The organism is Paractinoplanes lichenicola (assembly GCF_016785085.1).
Classification (GTDB): domain Bacteria; phylum Actinomycetota; class Actinomycetes; order Mycobacteriales; family Micromonosporaceae; genus Actinoplanes; species Actinoplanes lichenicola.
Map to the genome: position 1 here is coordinate 742806 of NZ_JAENHO010000002.1, position 19234 is coordinate 762039.

11 protein-coding genes are annotated in these 19234 nt (G+C 72.8%); 8 read left to right on the plus strand and 3 right to left on the minus strand.

Annotation, left to right across the window (positions count from 1 at the left end):
• Positions 1-12: 12 nt before the first annotated feature.
• The 6 genes from JKJ07_RS08010 (at position 13) to JKJ07_RS08035 (ending at position 14027) form a co-directional block, all read left to right on the plus strand.
• Entirely contained in the window at positions 13-885 is an 873-nt protein-coding gene (locus JKJ07_RS08010) for a DUF4132 domain-containing protein (RefSeq protein ID WP_202990582.1), read from the plus strand.
• Complete coding sequence (locus JKJ07_RS08015) at positions 882-5591, plus strand: hypothetical protein (RefSeq protein ID WP_202990583.1); 4710 nt, start codon at positions 882-884, stop codon at positions 5589-5591. Before JKJ07_RS08010 ends, JKJ07_RS08015 begins: the two co-directional genes overlap by 4 nt.
• A complete protein-coding gene (locus tag JKJ07_RS08020) occupies positions 5588-6682 on the plus strand; it encodes an ATP-binding protein (protein ID WP_202990584.1) in 1095 nt (364 codons plus the stop codon). Before JKJ07_RS08015 ends, JKJ07_RS08020 begins: the two co-directional genes overlap by 4 nt.
• The gene (locus JKJ07_RS49695) at positions 6675-10793 is read left to right on the plus strand and encodes a DUF5682 family protein (RefSeq protein ID WP_307834160.1); all 4119 of its coding nucleotides are present in this window, start codon (positions 6675-6677) and stop codon (positions 10791-10793) included. The genes JKJ07_RS08020 and JKJ07_RS49695 overlap by 8 nt, the downstream gene beginning before the upstream one ends.
• Positions 10790-13120 (plus strand): hypothetical protein, encoded by a 2331-nt coding sequence (locus JKJ07_RS08030; protein ID WP_202990585.1) that lies wholly within the window; start codon positions 10790-10792, stop codon positions 13118-13120. Before JKJ07_RS49695 ends, JKJ07_RS08030 begins: the two co-directional genes overlap by 4 nt.
• A gap of 181 nt (positions 13121-13301) precedes the next feature.
• Positions 13302-14027: a CYTH domain-containing protein gene (locus JKJ07_RS08035; RefSeq protein WP_202990586.1), complete on the plus strand. Its 726-nt coding sequence runs from the start codon at positions 13302-13304 to the stop codon at positions 14025-14027.
• On the opposite strand, the gene JKJ07_RS08040 is transcribed toward JKJ07_RS08035, so the two are convergent.
• Genes JKJ07_RS08040 through JKJ07_RS08050 form a run of 3 tightly spaced genes read right to left on the minus strand, consistent with a single transcriptional unit; the run spans position 14002 to position 17709 of the window.
• Positions 14002-15948: a potassium transporter Kup gene (locus JKJ07_RS08040; RefSeq protein WP_307834161.1), complete on the minus strand. Its 1947-nt coding sequence runs from the start codon at positions 15946-15948 to the stop codon at positions 14002-14004. The genes JKJ07_RS08035 and JKJ07_RS08040 overlap by 26 nt on opposite strands.
• Positions 15949-15986: 38 nt before the next feature.
• The gene (locus tag JKJ07_RS08045; protein ID WP_202990587.1) at positions 15987-16673 is read right to left on the minus strand and encodes an NADPH-dependent F420 reductase; all 687 of its coding nucleotides are present in this window, start codon (positions 16671-16673) and stop codon (positions 15987-15989) included.
• A gap of 1 nt (position 16674) precedes the next feature.
• Positions 16675-17709: an LLM class flavin-dependent oxidoreductase gene (locus tag JKJ07_RS08050; protein WP_202990588.1), complete on the minus strand. Its 1035-nt coding sequence runs from the start codon at positions 17707-17709 to the stop codon at positions 16675-16677.
• A 75-nt stretch (positions 17710-17784) separates the two neighbouring features.
• Here JKJ07_RS08050 and JKJ07_RS08055 point away from each other — a divergent pair, with 75 nt between their 5' ends.
• Both JKJ07_RS08055 and JKJ07_RS08060 read left to right on the plus strand, forming a co-directional pair.
• Positions 17785-18249 carry a MarR family winged helix-turn-helix transcriptional regulator gene (locus JKJ07_RS08055; protein WP_307834162.1) on the plus strand — a complete coding sequence of 155 codons (465 nt, stop codon included), beginning with the start codon at positions 17785-17787 and terminating at the stop codon, positions 18247-18249.
• A gap of 10 nt (positions 18250-18259) precedes the next feature.
• Positions 18260-19132 (plus strand): NAD-dependent epimerase/dehydratase family protein, encoded by an 873-nt coding sequence (locus JKJ07_RS08060; protein ID WP_202990590.1) that lies wholly within the window; start codon positions 18260-18262, stop codon positions 19130-19132.
• Positions 19133-19234: the final 102 nt, after the last annotated feature.

A 19234-nucleotide genomic window follows, 5' to 3' on the forward strand; every position in this document is an offset into this window, starting at 1 on the left:
GGGGGAGTGCCGATGGGCTGGGTGCCGGCCGGGACCGACTACGAGATCAGTGTCGACCAGGGCAAAGTGGTCGCGCGCAAGGGTGCTGGGGGCAAACCGCTCAAGAGCCTGCCCAAGGCGCTGAAGGACCACGAAGCGGTCGTCGGCCTGCGGCAGCTCGTCGAGTGGCTGCGCCGCCACGATGCGTCGTGCCGGGGCGAGGTGGAGCGGTGGATGGTCCGGTCGCTGCCGGTGCCGGCCGGGGTCATCGCCCAGGTCTGGGCCGACGAGACGTGGCGGGCCGTCCTGCACGACGCCGTGGTCGTCCCGCTGACCGCCGACGGCGAGTGGGATGTCGCGGCCGCGGGCCTGCTGCGTGACGCCGACCCGGCCACCGGGCTGGGCGTGGTCGACCTCGACGGCGAGTCCGCCCGGATCACCGCCACCGCCGTGGCCATCCCCCACCCCGTACGGCTTCCCGACCTCGACGACCTGCGGGAGTTCGCCGCCGACCTCGGTGTCGAGCAGGGCCTGCTGCAGCTCTTCCGCGAGATCTGGCGCCCCGGGACGGAGGCCGAGCGGCGCGCCGAACTGCGGCGCTACGCCGGGGCCCGTTACAAGGAGCTGCGCCACGTGCAGTCGCGGGCCACCTCGGCCGGTTATCGCGTGCAGGGCGGCACGGCCGTGTGCCGGGTCTGGGAGGGCGGCACGACAGTCGTCGCCTCGGTCTGGATCGGTGACGGCGATCCCGGCGTCGAGGCGTCGACCTCCGAGCTGAGCTTCGCCGACGCGTCCGGCGATCCGATCGCCGCCGCCGACGTTCCGCCGGTGGCCTGGTCCGAGGGCATGCGGATGGCCGCCACGCTGCACGCCGGGCGCGTGGCCGACGAGGAGGGTGACCGATGAGCGAGCCACTGCTGGAGGCCGGGGCGATCCTGGCCGGCGAACCGTCCGGGGGCGGGCTCGACACCGTCACCGCCCGCGCCTACACCCACCCGGTGCTCGACGACCGCACGGTCGTCCGGCTGGTCGGCGCCACTGTCGGCCCGGCCGAGGACATCTCGATGGAGTTCCTCGGCTTCGCCCCGGCCGCCGCGCCCGTCCCCGTCGGCCACGCCCGGCGGCAGGCGCTCGGCTTCCCGGCCTGGGCCCTCGTGCACGACCCGGCCAACGGCCGTCACGCCCTGGCCCTGGTCAAAGAGATGGAGCGGCTGGCCCGCACGGCCCGCAGCAAGCCCGGCAACGCCAAGGACGGCTACGACGGCCTGGCCCAGCGCCTCGGCGCCGCCGCCCCGCAGTTCCTGCCGACCTTCTGGGAGCAGGCCGGCCGCGCCTTCGTGGCCGCCGAGAACGCCCGGATGGCCGGCACCTGCTTCACCGAGGCCCGCCGCGCCGAGCAGGTGCACGGGCTGGTCATCGACGAGGACAGGGTGCGCGACGTGCACCTCGAGTTCGCCTTCGCCGGTGCGCTGACGGCCGCCATGCTGGCCGAGTACGGGCGCGGCGTCACCGGCCGCCGCGACCCCGCCGAGGCGTACGAGCTGGTGCGCACTCTTGCCCTGCGCCGGGTCGCCGGTGGTCTGCCGCCGCACGCGTCGATGGCGGCCGACCTGGCCCGGCTGGCCAAGGCGGCCGGGCTCGACGCCGAGCAGCAGGCCGACGAGGTCGTCACCCAGCTGCTGACCTATCCCGCGATGGCCCGTTCGCATCCGTCGGTGTGGAAGGCGTATCGCAAGAGCCTCGTCCGGCTGGCGAAGCGCGACGCCGCCGTCCGGTTCCGCCTGCTCGAGATCTTCCCCGACCCGCCGGGCTGGGACACCGACATCACCGAGCAGTGGCTCGAGCTGCTGGAGGCCGCCGGCACGGCCGACGAGCTGACCGGCGCCGGCACGTGGGACGGCCGCTCCGCCCGCTGGCTCGAACGGTTCCTCGCGTCCCGCGGCTCCGGCTATCGCGGCGTCAAGCGCAACGCCCGGCTGCTCGGGCTGGTCGAGCGCATGATCCCGCGGCTGCTGACCGAGGGGGAGGTCGAGCTCGCGCCCCACCGTTACCGGGTCGAGCTCGACGTGCTCGACCTGTGCCTGGCCGGCGGCGTGCCGGTCGCCATCCCCGAGGGTCACTTCCGGGGCGGGCTCGACCTCGACGAATGGGCTCGCGACCAGCTGCCGGGCCGTCGTGACCTGGCCGCGCTGGCCGCCGACCCGCGCCTGCGGCCGCTGCTCAAACTGGGGGTGCGGGCCGCGATCGCCCGGCTCCGCGAGGGCAGCGCGCTCACCAGTCCCGCTCTTCCCGTCCGTACGGTGGAGCAGGTGCTCGCCGTGGCCGGTGTGCGCGAGGTGCTCGCCGAGATCGTGCGCGAGCAGACCAGCCGGGCCGCCGCGGGCACCGTCGCCGGGCTCGACGTCTCGCTGAGCGAGCTGGCCGCGCTGTGGTCGCCGACCGGCATGGCGCTGGTGCCCGACGGCTTCCGCGAGCTGACCGAGGTCGACATGGCCACGGTCGTCGCGCGCACCCTGCGGGCCGGCCTGCCCGCCGAGTTCGTCTGGCCGGCGTACGAGGCGGCCGCGAGCGAGAAGAAAAACTTGCGGATCGGCGAGTCCTGGCCCGAGATCGTGCTCTACGACGACCAATCGGCCCACGTGGTCACGCCCGGCGGCCAGGTCACCGAGCACGTCTATCGCATCCCGCCCCAGGGCGACCGGCACGCCCGCGCGCACTATCCGCACACCGCCTGCTTCTCCGTCGACGGCGACCTGGTCGTCGCGTGGACGACCGAGGACGGCTCGGCCGCCTACTGGGCGTCGCGCCCCGACGATCGGCACGAGCACAACTGGACCCCGCACCGGCGGGGCTGGGGAGTGCCCGCCCAACCGCTGCCTTTGCCCGGCGGCGGGCTCACCACCGGCGTGGGTCCGGTGCACGCGGGTGACGTGCGCGGCCCCGCCGAGATCTTCCCGCTGGCGAGCGACGGCCAGGCGTTCTGGCGGTGCGAGCAGGAGGAAGGCGCCTGGCGGTGGCGCGAGTTCGATCCCCGTACGGGGGAGCTGGGCCGTTACAGCGTTCCCGCGTTCCTGGCCGGGCTCGCGCCGGGCGAGGAGCTGGCGGCCGAGCGCTGCCAGGTGCGCCCGGCCGTGCCCGAGTTCGCCGCGTCGCCGCTCGGCGTGCGGGACGGGCAGATCGGCTGGCGCTCGGCCACGGCCGGGGGCGTACGGGTGGGGGTGGGCATCGACGGCCGTCGCGTGACCCTGACCGAGGAGACGCTCTATCGGGTCGGGCGCACCGACCTCGACCGGCTCTCGGGTGCGGTGACGATGCCGGGCTCGGCCGAGGTGCTGCCGGTGACCCAGCTCGACGGCTATCCCCACGCGCGCACCCGGATCTGGACGGCCGACGGCGAGCACCTGCTGGCCGAGCACAACGAGGGCTCCTCCACCCTGCCCCCGCTGGCCTGGTGGCACGCGTTGCGCACCCGCGACGAGGCCGGCTCGGCCGCCCTGCGCAAGCTCGACGACGAGACCGCGGCCCGGCTGCTCACGGTCGACGCCGACGTCACCGGCACGACCGCGGTCAACAAGGCCGTCACGGCCAACCTGGTGGCCCACCTGCCGGCGGTCACCGACGTCGCGCTCCGGGCCCGGCTGGCCGAGGTGATCTCGCGGGCCGTGCGCATGCGCCGCCGCCTGGCCGAGATCCCCGAGCATCTCGACACCGTGCCCGAGGCCGCCCCCGCGTCGCTGTCGGTCACCGACGACGCCCTCGACCAGGCGTGGGACGGTCTCACCTCAGGCCACCGGGTCTATTACGGCAACGGCTCGGGGCGGCATCAGACCCTCGAGCAGGTCCGCCTGGTCGGCGCCCTGCTGCGCGACGGCGCGGGGCGCGGCGAGATCCCCGCGGTCGGCTCCGCCTGGACGGGGCTGCTGGCCGGGCTGGGCGGGGTCGCGCTGCGGGCCGCCGCCGCGTCGACGCTGCCGGCGGATCGCGAGGCGCTCGCCGTCTTCCTGGGCGAACTGGCCGGCACCCCGCTGGCCGGCGACGGCCCGCCGGCCCGGCTGGTGCAGCTGACCCAGCCCCGCGCGAGCGCGAGCGAAGTGGAGGTCCGGCGTGACGGCGAGCGGCTCACCGTCCTCTTCCCGCCGCAGCAGAACTATCACCAGGGCCGGCGGCGCTGGGAGCGGGACGCGGTCCAGGTCTCGCCCGACGGCGTCTTCACGCTGCCCGAGGGCGTCAACCTGCGCCGGGAGTTCCCGGTCGGCGGCCGGCTGACGGGCGAGCGGCTGCGCACGTTCCTCACCCTGCTGGCCGAGCGCGGCCCCGCGCCGTGGCGTCCGGAGGCGGCCGACGCCCTGACCACGGCGACCGGCATGACCCGGGGCGAGGCCGTTCTGCTGCTGGCCGGGCTGCCCGGCATCACCGCCTGGGAGGCCAACTTCCTGACCGCCGAGCAGCGGACGACCCTGGGCCTGAGCGCCGCGCACGCCAAGGTGGCCCGGGCCTCGCTGAGCGAGCTGACCGCCCGGCAACGGCTGGCGCTGCTCGACGCCGCGATGCCGGCCGACCCGGCCGGCCTGTGGTCGCACGGCCCCGACGTGACCGCGCTCGCCGAGCAGTGGATCGCGCTGCGGGGCCGCCAGATCCCCGTACCGGAAGATCTGGTGGCCGACTTCGCCCGAGTGGTCGACGACTCGGTGGCGGCGGCCGTGCTGCAGGCGATCGCCGGGCCCCAGGCGGGTGACTGGCTCAGCACGGACGGCCGCAGCGAGGCCGAGGGATATTGGCAACTGATGACCCGGGCCGACGAGGGCACGCCGTTCGCCGAGCCATATCTGAAGGCGGTGGCGGTCGCGTTGCCCTGGCTGGCATACAGGCTGCGCTGGGAGGATCCGCTGCGGGCGGCCCTGCCCGAGGCGTTGCGGCTGGCCCGGGCGCGAATCGCCAACCCGGCCCTGCTCGTCGGCAACGGCTACTTCGACAACGCCCGGACGCCGGAGGTCGGCCCGGCGCTGTATGTGCACAGCCCGCACGGCACGTACGCCAGCTGCCACGTCGCCCCGGCCAAGCTGACCGGCGCCGACGATCCGGCGCTCGGCTTCGTCGACGACGAGACCGCCACGGCCCTGCGCGTGCTGCTCTCCGACTGGGTCGACGTGCTCGTGTCCACACCGGAGGGTGCGACCGGCGATCCGCGCGATCCCCGGGTGAGCGCGCCGCAGGTGGTCGCCGAGGTCGCCGAGCGGCACGGGCTCGACACCGACACCGCGGCGTATTACTTGCAGGTGCTCACCCTGCCCGACCCGACCGACAAGGCCGTGCAGGGCTTCAACGGCTGGAAGCTGGCCGCGGTCCGCAAGGCGCAGCAGGCCCTCGTCGCGGCCGAGCTTCTCGTGCAGGCCAAACGGGAACGGGCCGGACGGCCGGTGTTCCTGCCCGGCGGCTGGCAGGCGACCCGCGCGCCGCGGCTGCCGGTGGAGAGCTGGAAGGAGCAGTTCCTGATCGGTGTGGGCAAGGCGCAGACGGTCGCGCAGCCGCTGCCTGACCTGTTCGCCGCGGCCTGGGCCCGGGTCACCGCCGGCGACGTGCCCCGCTATCGCGACCTCGAGGAGAAGCCGTGACCGCCCGCCAGATCGACCCGCCCGAGCTGCGCTACGCCGACGAGCTGGCCTTCCTCGCCGCCGCCGACGAGGGCCCGCGCCCGCCCGGCTGGCGGCTCACCCCGCGGGCCGTGGTCACGTTCGTGGCCGGCTCGGGCGGCGCGCCGGTCAACGGCCGGGTCATCGAGCCCAAGTTCGTCGGCGAGCGCGCCCTGGTCGAGCGGTGCGTCGTCACGCTGGCCGGGGAGCGCGGGCTGCTGCTGGTGGGCGAGCCCGGCACGGCCAAGTCGATGCTGTCCGAGCTGCTCGCCGCGGCCGTCTGCGGCACGAGCGCGCTGGCCGTGCAGGGCACCGCGGGCACGAGCGAGGACCAGCTCCGGTACGGCTGGAACTACGCGCTGCTGCTGGCCCAGGGGCCCTCGCCCGAGTCGCTGGTGCCGTCGCCGATCCTCACCGCCATGCGCACCGCGGCCGTCGCCCGCGTCGAGGAGATCACCCGCTGCCTGCCCGAGGTGCAGGACGCCCTGGTTTCGATCATGTCGGAGCGCCGGATCAGCGTGCCCGAGCTCGGCACCACGGACTTCGCGGTGCCCGGGTTCTGCCTGATCGCCACGGCCAACCTGCGCGACCGCGGCGTCTCCGAGATGTCGGCCGCGCTCAAACGCCGCTTCAACTTCGAGGTGGTGCCGCCGATCGCCGACCTCGACGCCGAGGTGGCGCTGGTGACCCGCCAGGCCCGCTCCGCCGTCGAACGCGGCGGGGCCACCTTCGGCATCGACGAGGCGGTGCTCGAGACGCTGGTGACGGCGTTCCGCGATTTGCGTACGGGCAGCAGCGCCGAAGGCTGGGAGGTGGAACGCCCGTCGTCGGTGATGAGCACGGCCGAGGCGGTCGCGGTGGCCGCCTCGATCGGGCTGTCCACGGCGTACCTGCCCGGCCCCGACCCGCTGTCGCTGCTGCCCGGCCACCTGCTCGGCGTGGTCCGCAAGGACGACCCGGCCGACGCCGAACGCCTGCTGGCCTACTGGGACGGCGCCCTGCGCCGGCGGGCCGAGGCGGGTTCGCGCATGTGGCGCCAACTGTGGGAACACCGGGACGTGCTACGTGACTGACCCCCGGTCGCAGCTCGCCGCGCCGACCGATTCCCGGTCGCAGACAGCCGCGCCGACCGACCCTCGGTCGCAGATAGCCGCGCTGGCCGACGACCCCCGCGTCCAGCTGATCGGCGTCCGCCATCACTCCCCGGTGCTGGCGGCCGCCGTGCCGGCCCTGCTCGACGCCTTCGCCCCGGCGACGGTGCTGGTCGAGCTCCCGGCCGAGATGCAACCATGGCTGCGCTGGCTGGCCGACCCCGCGCTGTCGGCTCCGGTCGCGCTGGCCGCGGCCACTGTGGACGGGCCGGTCGCGTTCTACCCGTTCGCCGACTTCAGCCCCGAACTGGCCGCCCTGCGGTGGGCTTTCGAGCACGGCATCCCCGCCATCTGCTGCGATCTGCCTTTGACGGACCCCGCCCGCCAGGACGACTACGCGGCTGCCCTTCCCGCTCCGGCCGGTGTGCCGTCGCTCGATCCCTCGGCTCAGCCGTCGCCCGGGCCAACGTCTGCCGGGCCAGGCGAGCGAACGGTGGGGCCGTCTTCCGCCCTGACGGACCGACCGCCGTCGGGTGGGCCGTTGTCGGCTCCGGCGTTGGGGCCGACGCTCGGCGAGACCGTGCAGGCGACCCTGTCGGGGCGCGCCGGTGACGATCTGTGGGACCGATGGGTCGAGGCCGCCGCGCCGGGGAACTCGCCCGAGTCGGTGCGCCGAGCCGCGCTGGCCGTCGGCTGGGCGCTACGCCACGACGCCTCCCGTGCGAACATCGACGACCTCGACTTGGCTCGCGAAGCCTGGATGAGAGGCCACCTCGCCCTGACGCAGGGCCGAGTCTCCGTCGTCATCGGCGCTTTCCACGCCCCCGCGCTCCTGGACGGCCCGATCCCGCCCTCGTTCTCCGCCCACTGGTCCAGCCACACCGCCGCCACCCGTGAGGCCGCGTCGGGCGCTAGTTCCGCGACCGGCAAGTCCGCGATGAGTGGCTCGGCGCCCGTCGACGTTGCGTCCGGTGGCTCTGCTGCCGTTGGCCCTGCGCCCGACGACTCTGCGCCCGACGACTCTGCGCCCGTCGACTCTGCGCCCGACGACTCTGCGCCCGTCGACGTTGCGTCCGGTGGCTCTGCTGCCGTTGGCGCCGTGCCCGGCGACATGGCGCTCGGCGACGCCATGCCCGGCGACACGGCGCTTGGCGACGCCATGCCCGGCAGTTCTGCGGCCGCTGATTCTGGGTCCGGCGACTCCGCGTCTGGCGACGTCGCGCCCGCTGGCCCTTTGCTTGCTCGTCCGGGCGCAGGCTCGGGGACTGCTGGGCCTGTTGTTTCGCTTGTGCCCTATACGTTTGATCTGCTTGATGCGCGGTCCGGCTATCCGGCCGGGATTCGGGATCCGCGGTGGCAGCAAGCCGTTTTCGAGTGTGGAGCTGAGCCGGAGGGAGTTCGGCGGGCGGCCGACCGGTTCGCCGTCGAGGTGGCTCGGGAGTTGCGCGGGCAGGGGCAACCGGCCGGGCCCGGCGAGGCGGCCGAAGTGGCTCGGCTGGCCGGGGATCTGGCGTCGCTGCGGTCGTTGCCCGCGCCCGGTCGTGGTGAGCTTGTCGAGGCGTTGCAGACCGTGCTCGCGCAGGGCGCTCCCGTGGGCGTGGGCCGTGGAGTGGCGAAGGCCATGGAGACCGTCCTGATCGGACGGCAGCGGGGTCGCCTGCCCAAGGGGGCGCCCGTCACGGGGTTGCGGCCGGCCGTGGAGCGCGATCTGAAGCGGCTCAAGCTCGCCGGTCCCGGGGACAAGTGGCAACGCGTCCGGCTCGATCCGATGCGGTCGCCCACCGACCGGGAACGGGATCACACGATCCGGCGGCTCAACGCGTGCGGCGCCTTCTACGGCAGTGCGGGCACGGCGGGGCCGGTGCCGGGCGGCGAGACGCTGACCACCACGTGGCGGGTGGAGTGGACGCCCACGGCCGACGCCGCGCTGGCCATTGCCGGGTTGCACGGCGTGACGCTCGCGCAGGCGGCCGAGGGGGTGCTGGCGAGCCGTCGCCGCCGCGAGCAACGCGATGGCGGGCCGACCGCCGAGCAGGCCCTGGACGGGCTCGAGGAGGCGGCCGCGTGCGGGCTGCCGGGGCTGGCCTGCGAGCGGTTGTCCGACGTACGGGAAATGGTGGGTTCGCTCGATCAGATCGTGGCGGCGCTGCGGCTGCTCGGGCGGCTCCAACGCGGTCATCTCGGTGAGCCGCTCGCGGGCGTGCCCGAGGCGCGCGACACGTTGCACGCCTCGGCGGTGGCGGCGATCGGTGGGCTGACCGGTTCGCAACGCGTGGAGGACGCGCGGGCCCTGCTCGACCTGGTGCAGTCGGCCGACGAGTCCGGTCGCCGGCTCCGGCTCGGCCACGCGATCAAGACGCTGGCCCGCGACGGCTCACCCCTGATGCGCGGCGCCGCGGCGGCCGTCGGGGTGCTGCTGGGGCACGAGGAGCCACAAGCTTTCGGCGTACGCCTGGGGTCGTGGGCCGACCTGCCCGGCGCCGAGGCCACCGACCGCCTCCGCGGCGCCCTGAGCGTGGCCGGTGCCCTGTTGCAGTCGCCCGGCGAGGCGTTGACGCCCCTGCTGACCGTCATCGAGGACATGCCCGACGACACCTTCGTACGCCGATTGCCCGCCCTGCGCGGCGGCTTCGACGCCCTGTCCCCGGCCGACCGCGACCGCCTACTGCAAACGGTGACCACCGAACACGGCGAGTTCTCGACCGAACTGCCCACCGACGCCACCACGCTGGCCGCCTGGCTCGCCGCCGACCGTGCGGGCGCCGCCGCGATCCGGGGCATGACCGCTTCAACGGGCACTCCATCCGCAACTGCAGCGATCCCGGCTCCCTCAACGCCTCCGAACCCTGCAGCCACGAATCCGGCGGCTTCGAGTCTTGTGCCGCCTGCAAATCCGGAGACGGCTCCGGACCTTGCCACGCCCGCGAATCCCGTCCCACCCGCGAATTCCGACCATTCTGGGGCCGCCTTTTCGTCCTTTGTGGATGACGGCGCGACGGCGATCGGGGCGGTGGAGCGGTGGCGGCTGTTGCTCGGGCGGGAGAGTGAGCGGCTGTCGCAGCGGCAACGGCGGCTGGCGACGGCGCTCGACGAGCTCTACGGGGCCGGGCGCGGCGAGGGTGCGTACACGGTCGGTGGTGGGGGTGGGCAGGAGGCCGCCTACCCCGAGGTGCGGGACTGGCTGACCGATGTGGAGGCGCTGTTCGGGGCCGATGTGCGCGACGAGGTGCTGGCCCGGGCGGCCGAGAAGGGGCGGCTCGACGCCTTGATGGCGGCCGACCCTGACCGCGTACGGGCGTCGGTTGATCTGTTGCATGCGGTGCTCTCGCTGGCCGGTGGGCTGCCCGAGGCCCGGTTGGCCAAGCTGCGGCCGTTGGTCGCCCGGCTCACCGATGAGCTGACCGCGCGGCTGGCCCGGCGGATCCGGCCCGCGCTGACCGGCATCGGGACGCCGCGGCCCACGCTGCGGCCGACGGGGCGGCTCGACCTGGCGGCGACGGTGCGGCGCAACCTGCACACCGTACGGGCCGACGACGCCGGGCGGCCGCGGATCGTTCCGGAGCGGCCGGTGTTCCGCAGCCGCGGGCGGCGCAGCGTCGACTGGCAGGTGATTCTGCTGGTCGACGTGTCGGGGTCGATGGAGGAGTCGACGATCTGGGCCGCGCTCACGGCGTCGGTGCTGGCCGGGGTGCCCGCGCTGCGGACGCACTTCGTCACGTTCTCGACCGAGGTGATCGACCTGACCGACCGCGTGACCGACCCGCTGTCGCTGCTGCTGGGAATCCGCGTCGGCGGCGGCACGCACATCGCCGCGGCGCTGCGGTACGCCCGGCAGATGAGCATCGTGCCCGCGCGCACGATGGTCGTGACGATCAGCGACTTCGAGGAGGGCTTCCCGATCGGTGACCTGCTCGGCGCCACCCGGGCCCTGGTCGACGACGGCATGACCCTGCTCGGCTGCGCCAGCCTCGACGACCGGGGCCGGCCGCGCTACAGCACCGGCGTGGCGGGGCAGCTCGTCGCGGCGGGGATGCCGGTGGCCGCGCTGAGCCCGCTCGAGCTGGCCGGCTGGATCGGGGACCGGGTCCGATGAGCCTGCCCCCGGTCGACCCGGCCGTCACCGCCGCGGCCGTCGCCGCCCTGCCCGCCCGGCTCAAGGGTCGCCTCGACGCCGCCGTCGAACAGGCGTCGGCCTGGCCCACCGACACGACCGGCACCACCGTGACGGTCCACCCCGACGACAAGACCACGGTCACACTGACGATCCCGGTGCTCACGGAGGCCGACGCCGTCTGCAGCTGCCTGCTGTTTCCCCGCTGCCTGCACCGCGCCGCAGTCCTCAGCGCCGCCCCCATCCTCACCGACGAGCCGGAGCCGTCCACAAATGCCGGTCCGGAGCCGTCCGCAAATGCCGGACTGAAGCTGTCGACGGATGCCGGGCTGGAGTCAGCCGTGGATGGCGGGCTGGAGTCGCCCATCGCGCGGGCGGGGACAGGCGCAGACCCGGATCTGACCGCCGATTCGCAGCCAGGAGCAGATGGCGAGTCGAAGCCGTCCGCTGATGCCGAGCCGCTGCCTCCCGCCGTTTTCGAGCCGGAGCCGGAGCCGGAGCCGGGGTCGGAGCCGGGGCTTGCGCCGGGGCCGAGGTCGAGTGCGGGGCTGAAGCGGGAGTCGGGGTCGGAGCCGGGGCTTGCGCCGGGGCCGAGGTCGAGTGCGGGGCTGAAGCGGGAGTCGGGGTCGGAGCCGGGGCCGAGGTCGAGTGCGGGGCTGAAGCGGGAGTCGGGGTCGGAGCCGGGGCTTGCGCCGGGGCCGAGGTCAAATCCGGGGCTTGCGCCGGGGCCGAGGTTGAATCCGGGGCTAAAGCCGGAGCTGGAGCCGGTCGCCGCCGGTGCCGGTGCGGGGAAACAGCGTGGCTCCGATGCCGAACCGGCGCGTAAGTCCGACGCCCAGCCCGATCCCGGTGCCGCGGCCACGGCGATCGTCCCCGGCCAAGCCGGCCCCGTACCGGCCGCGGCCACCGGGCATCCGCAAGTCAGCGCCGCCCAGCGTCAAGCCGCTCACCACCTATGGTCGGCTGCGGCCGAGATGCTGGCCGGAGGCGTCCCCGGTGGCGGGGCGGTCATGCAGGCCTCGCTGCTCCGCGCCGCCCACCAGGCTCGCTCGACCGGCCTGCACACCGCCGCCGCGGCGACCGTGCGTGTGGTCGAACATCTGCGGGCCGCCCGGCGTGAGGATCCGGCGTTCCGGCGCGCCGAGCTGGCCGACGACCTGCGTGAGCTCCTCGGCACGTGTCATCGCCTGGCCACCGGTGATGGCCGGGCCGTAGGGGTGGCTCGACGCGACTACCAACCGGTCGGCGACCTGCGGCTCTTCGGGCTTTTCGCCGAGCCCGTACGAGCGGCGACCGGCCACGCCGGCGCGGTGACTTACCTGGCCGACTCCCAGGGCCGCGTCTGGGTGGTGTCCGACGTCAAGCCGGCCGAGCCGTCAGTCGCGCTCACGGCCACGCGGGCCTCGGTCGACCTGGGCGAGGTGCGCCTCAGCCACCACAACCTGTCACGAGCCGGGCTGCGCGCGATCAATGCCCACGCCTCGGCGGCCGGGCGGCTCAGTCACGGCCGGGCTCGCCAGGCAGTCTCCGCGCCGGGCGCAGGCTGGTTCGAGGAGCCGCTCGACGCTCTTTGGCGCGTCCCGCTGGCCTATCAAGTCGACCGCTGGCTGACCGCAGCCGCGCTGCCCGCCCAGGAACGGCCCGCCGCACACGACCTGGCGTACGTCAATGGTGTGATTATCGGCACCGACCGCCGGGGGATGTTGATCAAGGTCATAGGCGCAGGCACGGCAGCCGAAGGTGCCGAGGGGAGAGGCACGGCCATCGCCGTCGAAGCGCCGCACGAAGATCCCGCCCTGCCTTACGTAGGCAACCTGCGACTGCTCGCCACGCAAGCCCAAGGCCACCCCGTACGGATCATCGGGCGTTTCACCGGCCCGGCCCGGATCGATGCCCTGGCCGTCGCCGCGGCCTGGCTCCCGCCGTCGTACGGAGGCCACGCCGACCTCGGCGCCCAACGCTTGACCAGGGCGGATGTCCCCGGTCCGACCCCGTGCGACCCACCTCCGCCACCCCGTCCGGCGCCCCCGCTGCACCTGGTTCGGCACCAGCTGGAACGGGTCGTGGCCACCGGCCGCGCGGCCCTCCTGTCGGGTGCCGAGCAGGACGCCCGACGCCTGGCCGCCGCCCACCTGACGACCGCCGCCGCCGTGGTCGAGGCGCTCGCGGCGGCGGGCGTACGGCGTACGCGGGATGTCTTCGGCCGACTTGATCCGCACGATTCCGAGCACTTGGCTCAGGCCTGGCTGACCGCTGCCGTCTATGAGCGGGCAGCCTCCGCCGAGTCGACGAGGGTTGCCTGGTCCTGACGTTGGGTAGGATTGCCGCTTGCCTGCCGTTAGGTAAAGTCCAGGGGCTGGCAAGGTGAACGCGAAGTTAACGAGCTGGACATGACGGAAAGAGAGGGAACGTTTCCCATGGTCGATCCGGGGAATGCGGGTCGCCCTATCGGACCACGATCGACACGGGTGTGCAGTGACTGAAGCATTGATGACCAGGGGTTTCTGGCAGCCTCCGCTGACCGGCCAGGTGCCCAAGGTCGAGCTCAAGGTGGCCGTCGCCGATGGCGACCTGCGCAAGCTCGGGGCCGATCTCAAGAGTGGTCTGACGCGGAAGGTCTACTTCCTCGACACCGTCGATCTCGCCCTGCAGCAGCACGGCCTGATCGTCCGGATCCGCAGCAACAAGGGCCGCTGCGCCGACGCCGTGGTCAAGCTGCGGCCGGTGCTGCCCAAGGCGCTGCCGGGCTGGCTGCGGCGCGACGACGGGTTCGCCGTCGAGATCGACGCGCTGCCCGACAACTACGCCTGCTCGGGCACGCTCAAGCGGCGCCTCGGGCGGCACGACGTCGAGCGCACGGTCCGGGCCGGCAAGCCCCTGGCCCGGCTGCTCTCGAACCGGCAGAAGCGCCTGCTCACCGCGTACGCCAATGTGCCGTTGAACACCCTGCTCACGTTCGGCCCGGTGGTCGTGCGGCGGTGCCGGCTCCAGCTGGCGGCGCTCGACCACCCGCTGGTCGCCGAGCAGTGGACGTTCCCCGACAAGACTGTGATCGCCGAGCTGTCGACGCGCTGCCCGTCGGAGCGGGCGCCCGAGATCGCCGACGAGACGTCCAGCGCGCTCCGGGCGTACGGGATCGTCCCCGACGACCAGCCGCAGGTGACCAAGACCGAGGCCACGCTGCGCCACTTCACACCTCGATTCGAGACCCCATGATCACCGTACGGTCGCGGGGCAGGCTGAAGTATTCCGCCGCGTCGGCCGTGATGTAGGAGGTGGCGATGAACAGCCGTTTGCGCCACGGAGCCATCGTGCGTGAGCTGCCGCGGGTGAGCTCGATCTTCGACAGGAAGTAGGACGCGTCGCCGACCGAGATCGGGCCCTCGGTCTGCTCGGCCTGCAGCGTCCGCAGCAGGGCCGGCACGTCGGGCGTCTCCATGTATCCGTAGCGCGCGCTCACGTGGGTCATGCCGTCGCCCGCGTAGCCCAGGTCGTCGACGGCGATGCGCTGGTCGTCGGGGAGCCGCGGCACCGGCACGGTCTCGATCGACAGGATGATCACGTGGTCGTGCCGCACGTGGTTGTGCTCGACGTTGGCCCGCAGCGCGAGCGGGGCGGTCTGCTTGCCGCGGTTCAGGAAGATCGCCGTGCCCGGCACCCGGGTCAGGGCCGGCGTGCGGGTCTGCATGTCGTCGACGAACTCACGCAGCGAACCCTCGGCCTTGTCACGCTCCGCGGTGACGATCTGCCGGCCGCGCTGCCACGTGGTCATCACCGTGAACGCGATCACCCCGATCAGCAGCGGCAGCCACGCGCCGTGCACGAGCTTGGTCAGGTTGGCGCTGACGAACAGCAGGTCGGTGGCGAGCAGCAGGCCGCCCCCGCCGATCACCAGCCACTTCGGGGCGTGCCAGCGGACCCGCGCGAAATACAGGAACAACAGCGTGGTGATGGTGATCGTGCCGACCACGGCCATCCCGTACGCATAAGCGAGCGCCGCCGAGCTGCGGAACGCGAAGACCAGCACCAGCACCGCGACCATGAGCAGCCAATTGATCCACGGTACGTAGATCTGGCCGACCGTCGACTCCGAGGTGTGCGCGATGCGCAGTCGCGGAAGGTAGCCGAGCTGGCCGGCCTGTGACGCCACGGAGTAGGCGCCGGTGATGACGGCCTGCGCGGCGATCACGGTGGCCGCCGTGGCCAGGATGACCAGGGGCAGCCGGGCCGCGTCGGGCACGAGCAGGAAGAACGGGCTGGTCAGCTTGCCCGGGTCGTCGAGCAGCAGGGCGCCCTGGCCCAGGTAGCTCAGCGTGCAGGCGGGCAGCACCAGCGCGAGCCACCCGGCCACGATCGCCTTGCGCCCGAAGTGGCCCATGTCGGCGTACAGGGCCTCGGCGCCGGTCACCGAGAGCACGATCGCGGCCAGCGCGAAGAACGCGATGTGGAAGTTGCCGGCCAGGAAGCCGATCGCGAAGGTGGGGGAGAGGGCCTCGAGGATGCGGGGCTCGTCGACGATGCCCCACACGCCGGCCGCGCCGATCACCGTGAACCAGGCGATCATGATGGGGCCGAAGAGCCGCCCGACGGCCGCCGTGCCGTGCCGCTGGAACGCGAACAGGATCACGATGATCACGGCGGTGATCGGCACGACCAGCTCTTCGAGGCCGGGGCGCACGGTTTCGAGCCCCTCGATCGCGGACAGCACCGAGATGGCCGGGGTGATCATGCTGTCGCCGAAGAACAGCGAGGCGCCGAAGATGCCCAGCGCGGCCAGGATGACCGCGCTGCGCCGGCGGTGGTCGGACCCCCAGCGGCGCAGCAGCGTGATGAGGGCCATGATGCCGCCCTCACCGTCGTTGTTGACCCGCATCACTAGCGAGATGTACGTCAGCGTCACGATGATCATGACGGACCAGAAGATCGTCGACACGACGCCCAGGATGTTGCCGTCGCTGATCGGCACGGGGTGCGGGTCGGCCGGGTTGAAGATCGTCTGCAGGGTGTAGATCGGGCTCGTCCCGATGTCGCCGAACACGACCCCGAGTGCGCCGACGACGACGGCCGCCTTCAGCTTCGAGTGGTCGTGATGGTCATGGTGGTCGTGCTGGACCTGCGGGGCCGCCGGTTCGCTCACCGGCTCATTCTGCGCTCGTCGTGCCCGCTTGGGAGGTCCTATCCGGCGTGTCCGCCGCCACGGGCTTCGAGTACCACACGACCACGCTCGGAAGCGGGGAAACGGCCGATCATGGCCTCCAGTTCCGCCGCCGGGACGTTGGCGCCGAACGCCTCGGTGCCCGGCTCCAGCCGTACGCCCCGGGCCAGCGGACCGGCCACCACGGGGTCGAACCCGAGGTCGTCGACGAGCGCCGAGACCGCGGCCACGTCCTCCGGGTCGTCCCCGGCCACCGCGATCGCCTTGCGGCCGGGCGTGCCGGCGGGCCGCGCGCCCTCCTCGAGGTCGTGATAGCCCATGTGGTTGAACGCCTTGACCACGCGCGACTCGGGCAGGAAGGCCTGCACGATCTCGCTCGACGACGTGCGCGGGTCGGTCAGGTCGTCACGGATGCCGTCGACCTCCCACCAGTAGTTCATGGCGTCGACGACGAGCTTGCCGCGCAGCTGCTCGACCGGCAGCGTCCGGTGCTTGCCCAGCGGCAGGGCCAGCACCACGACGTCGGCCCGGGCCGCCGCGTCGGCCGAGGTGGTGGGCTCGGCCCCCGGCACGAGCACGCTGATGATCAGACCGATCTTCGAGGCGTCGCCCGAGCCGGAGATGAGCACCTTGTGCCCGGCCGCCATCGCGAGCCGGGCCAGCACGGTGCCGACCTTGCCCGCGCCGAGGATGCCGATCGTCGCCATGTCAGCCCGCCGCCAGGATTTCACGCGTCATCGGCAGCACCTTAGTGCCGAACAGCTCGACGGCGCGCAGCCGGGCACTGGCCGGGGTCGACCCGGCGCTGTAGATCAGGTCGAACCGGCCGACGTCGAGCGCCTTGATCGCGCGGGCCATCTTGCGGGCCACGGTCTCGGGCGAGCCGATGTAGAGCGAGCCGTGCTCGACCTCGTAGTCGAACTCCTGCTTGCGCAGCGGCGGCCAGCCCCGCAGGGCGCCGATCCGGTCCCGCATGACCTTGTAGCGCGGGTAGAACAACTCCTTGGCCTGCTCGTCGGTGTCCGCGATGAACCCCGGCGAGTGCATCCCGACCGGGTGCGCGACCGTGCCGAGCTGGTCGGCGGCCCGGCGATACAGATCCACGTACGGGGTGAAGCGGTCGGGCGTTCCGCCGATGATCGCGAGCATCAGGGGCAGGCCGTAACGCGCCGTACGGACCACGGACTGCGGGGAGCCGCCCACGCCGACCCACGTCGTCAGCCGGCCGGAATCGGTCTTGGGGAACACGTCGGCGTCGACCAGCGGCGCCCGGGTCGTGCCGCTCCAGGTCACCGGCTTCTCGTCGAGCAGCTGCACGAAGAGCTCGATCTTCTCCTCGAACAGCTTGTCGTAGTCGGCCATGTCATAGCCGAACAGCGGGAACGACTCGGTGAACGACCCGCGGCCCAGGATGACCTCGGCCCGGCCGTTCGAGAGCGCGTCGACGGTGGCGAAGCGCTGGAACACCCGTACGGGGTCGTCGGAGCTCAGCACCGTGACACCGGAGGCCAGGCGGATGCGCTCGGTCTTGCCCGCGATGCCCGCGAGCACGGTCTCGGGGCTGGAGATCGCATACTCCGGGCGGTGGTGCTCGCCCAGCGCGATCACGTCGACGCCCAGCTCGTCGGCCAGCACGGCCTCGTCGACGACCTGGCGGATGGCGGCGCCGTGCGAGAGCAGGGTGCCGTTGTCGTCCTCCGGCCGGTCGCCGAAGGTGTCGAGCCCGAACGTGAGTTCCGTCATCATGACCCTCTCAAGCTGATTGACGTGTCAATTATGCCCGCTACTATTGACACGTCAATCACAGGAGGTGGAGTTGTGAGCGCAACCACGCGGCGGTTCCCCACCCAGGAGGAACTGCGGGTCTGGCGCGACTTCCTCGAGACCGGCGACCTCGTCCGGGCCGAGCTGACGGCCCGGCTGCAGCAGTCGTCCGGGCTCTCGCCGGGGGATTACGCCGTGCTGCTCGCGCTGAGCGAAGCCGTCGGGCAGCGGCTGCGGTCGTCCGAGCTGGCGGCCACGATCGGCTGGGAACGCAGCCGCCTGTCACACCACCTCGGCCGGATGGAGAAGCGCGGGCTGATCCGCCGCGAGGAGTGCCTCACCGACAACCGTGGCCACGAGGTAGTGCTGGCGCCGGAGGGGCTCGCCGCTTTCCAGGAGGCCACCCGCCCGCATCTGCGCGACATCCGCGAGCTCTTCGTCGACGCCCTGACACCTGACCAGCTCGCCGCGGCGGGGCAGATCGCGGCCGCCCTGCGAGCCCACCTCGTACGGGGGTAGAAAGGTCTGCATGGCTCGCATCGCGGTAACCGGTGGCAGTGGCAAACTCGGCCGCGCCGTCGTCAAGGATCTGCTCGACCACGGCCACCAGGTCGTCAACCTCGACGTGGCGCCGGGGAGCGATCCACGGGCTCTGTGGACGAGGGCCGATTTGTCCGATTTCGGCCAGGCCGTCTCCGTGCTGACCGCCGTCGACGACCGCTACGACAAGATCGACGCCGTGGTCCACCTGGCCGCGATCCCCGCCCCCGGCCTCCTCCCCAACGCGGCGACCTTCCACAACAACATCACGGTGACATACAACGTCTTCGCCGCCGCCCGCACAGCCGGCATCAAGACCATCGTCTGGGCGTCCAGCGAGACCGTGCTCGGCCTGCCCTTCGAGGACACCCCACCGCCGTACCTGCCGGCCGACGAGGACTATCCGGCCCGCCCCAACTCGTCGTACTCGCTGGCCAAGCACCTCGAGGAGCAGATGGCCGCCCAGTTCTGCCGCTGGGACCCGACGCTGACGATGATCGGCCTACGCTTCTCCAACGTCATGGAGCCCGCCGACTACAAAACCTTCCCCACGTACGACACTGACCCCCACCAACGCAGCTGGAACGCGTGGGGCTACATCGACGCCCGCGACGGCGCCCAAGCAGTCCGACTCTCCCTCGCGTACGGGAAACCCGGTGTTGAAGTTTTCGTGATCGCCAACGCCGACACCGTGATGACCCGCCCCAGCACCGCACTGGCCGCCGAGGTCTTCCCCGACCTCCCCCTCAAAAAAGACCTCACCGAACACGAAACCCTCCTCTCCATCGACAAAGCCCGCCGCCTACTCGGCTACACCCCCGAATTCTCCTGGCGCGACGCTGTCGGGGGCACGACAGACTGACCTCCACTTATTGCCGCTCGCTTCGTCCGGGAGTAAACCGATCGCACGGACCTCCACCGGAGGTGCCTGACGAAGCGAGGCGGCATGGGCCGGCGCGCAGTT

What these genes read in the sequence shown, in the direction of transcription:
- JKJ07_RS08010 (WP_202990582.1), top strand. Translation starts at nt 13, where the DNA reads ATGGGCTGGGTGCCGGCCGGGACCGACTACGAGATCAGTGTCGACCAG.
- JKJ07_RS08015 (WP_202990583.1), top strand. Translation starts at nt 882, where the DNA reads ATGAGCGAGCCACTGCTGGAGGCCGGGGCGATCCTGGCCGGCGAACCG.
- JKJ07_RS08030 (WP_202990585.1), top strand. Translation starts at nt 10,790, where the DNA reads ATGAGCCTGCCCCCGGTCGACCCGGCCGTCACCGCCGCGGCCGTCGCC.
- JKJ07_RS08035 (WP_202990586.1), top strand. Translation starts at nt 13,302, where the DNA reads ATGACCAGGGGTTTCTGGCAGCCTCCGCTGACCGGCCAGGTGCCCAAG.
- JKJ07_RS08045 (WP_202990587.1), bottom strand. Translation starts at nt 16,673, where the DNA reads ATGGCGACGATCGGCATCCTCGGCGCGGGCAAGGTCGGCACCGTGCTG.
- JKJ07_RS08050 (WP_202990588.1), bottom strand. Translation starts at nt 17,709, where the DNA reads ATGACGGAACTCACGTTCGGGCTCGACACCTTCGGCGACCGGCCGGAG.
- JKJ07_RS08060 (WP_202990590.1), top strand. Translation starts at nt 18,260, where the DNA reads ATGGCTCGCATCGCGGTAACCGGTGGCAGTGGCAAACTCGGCCGCGCC.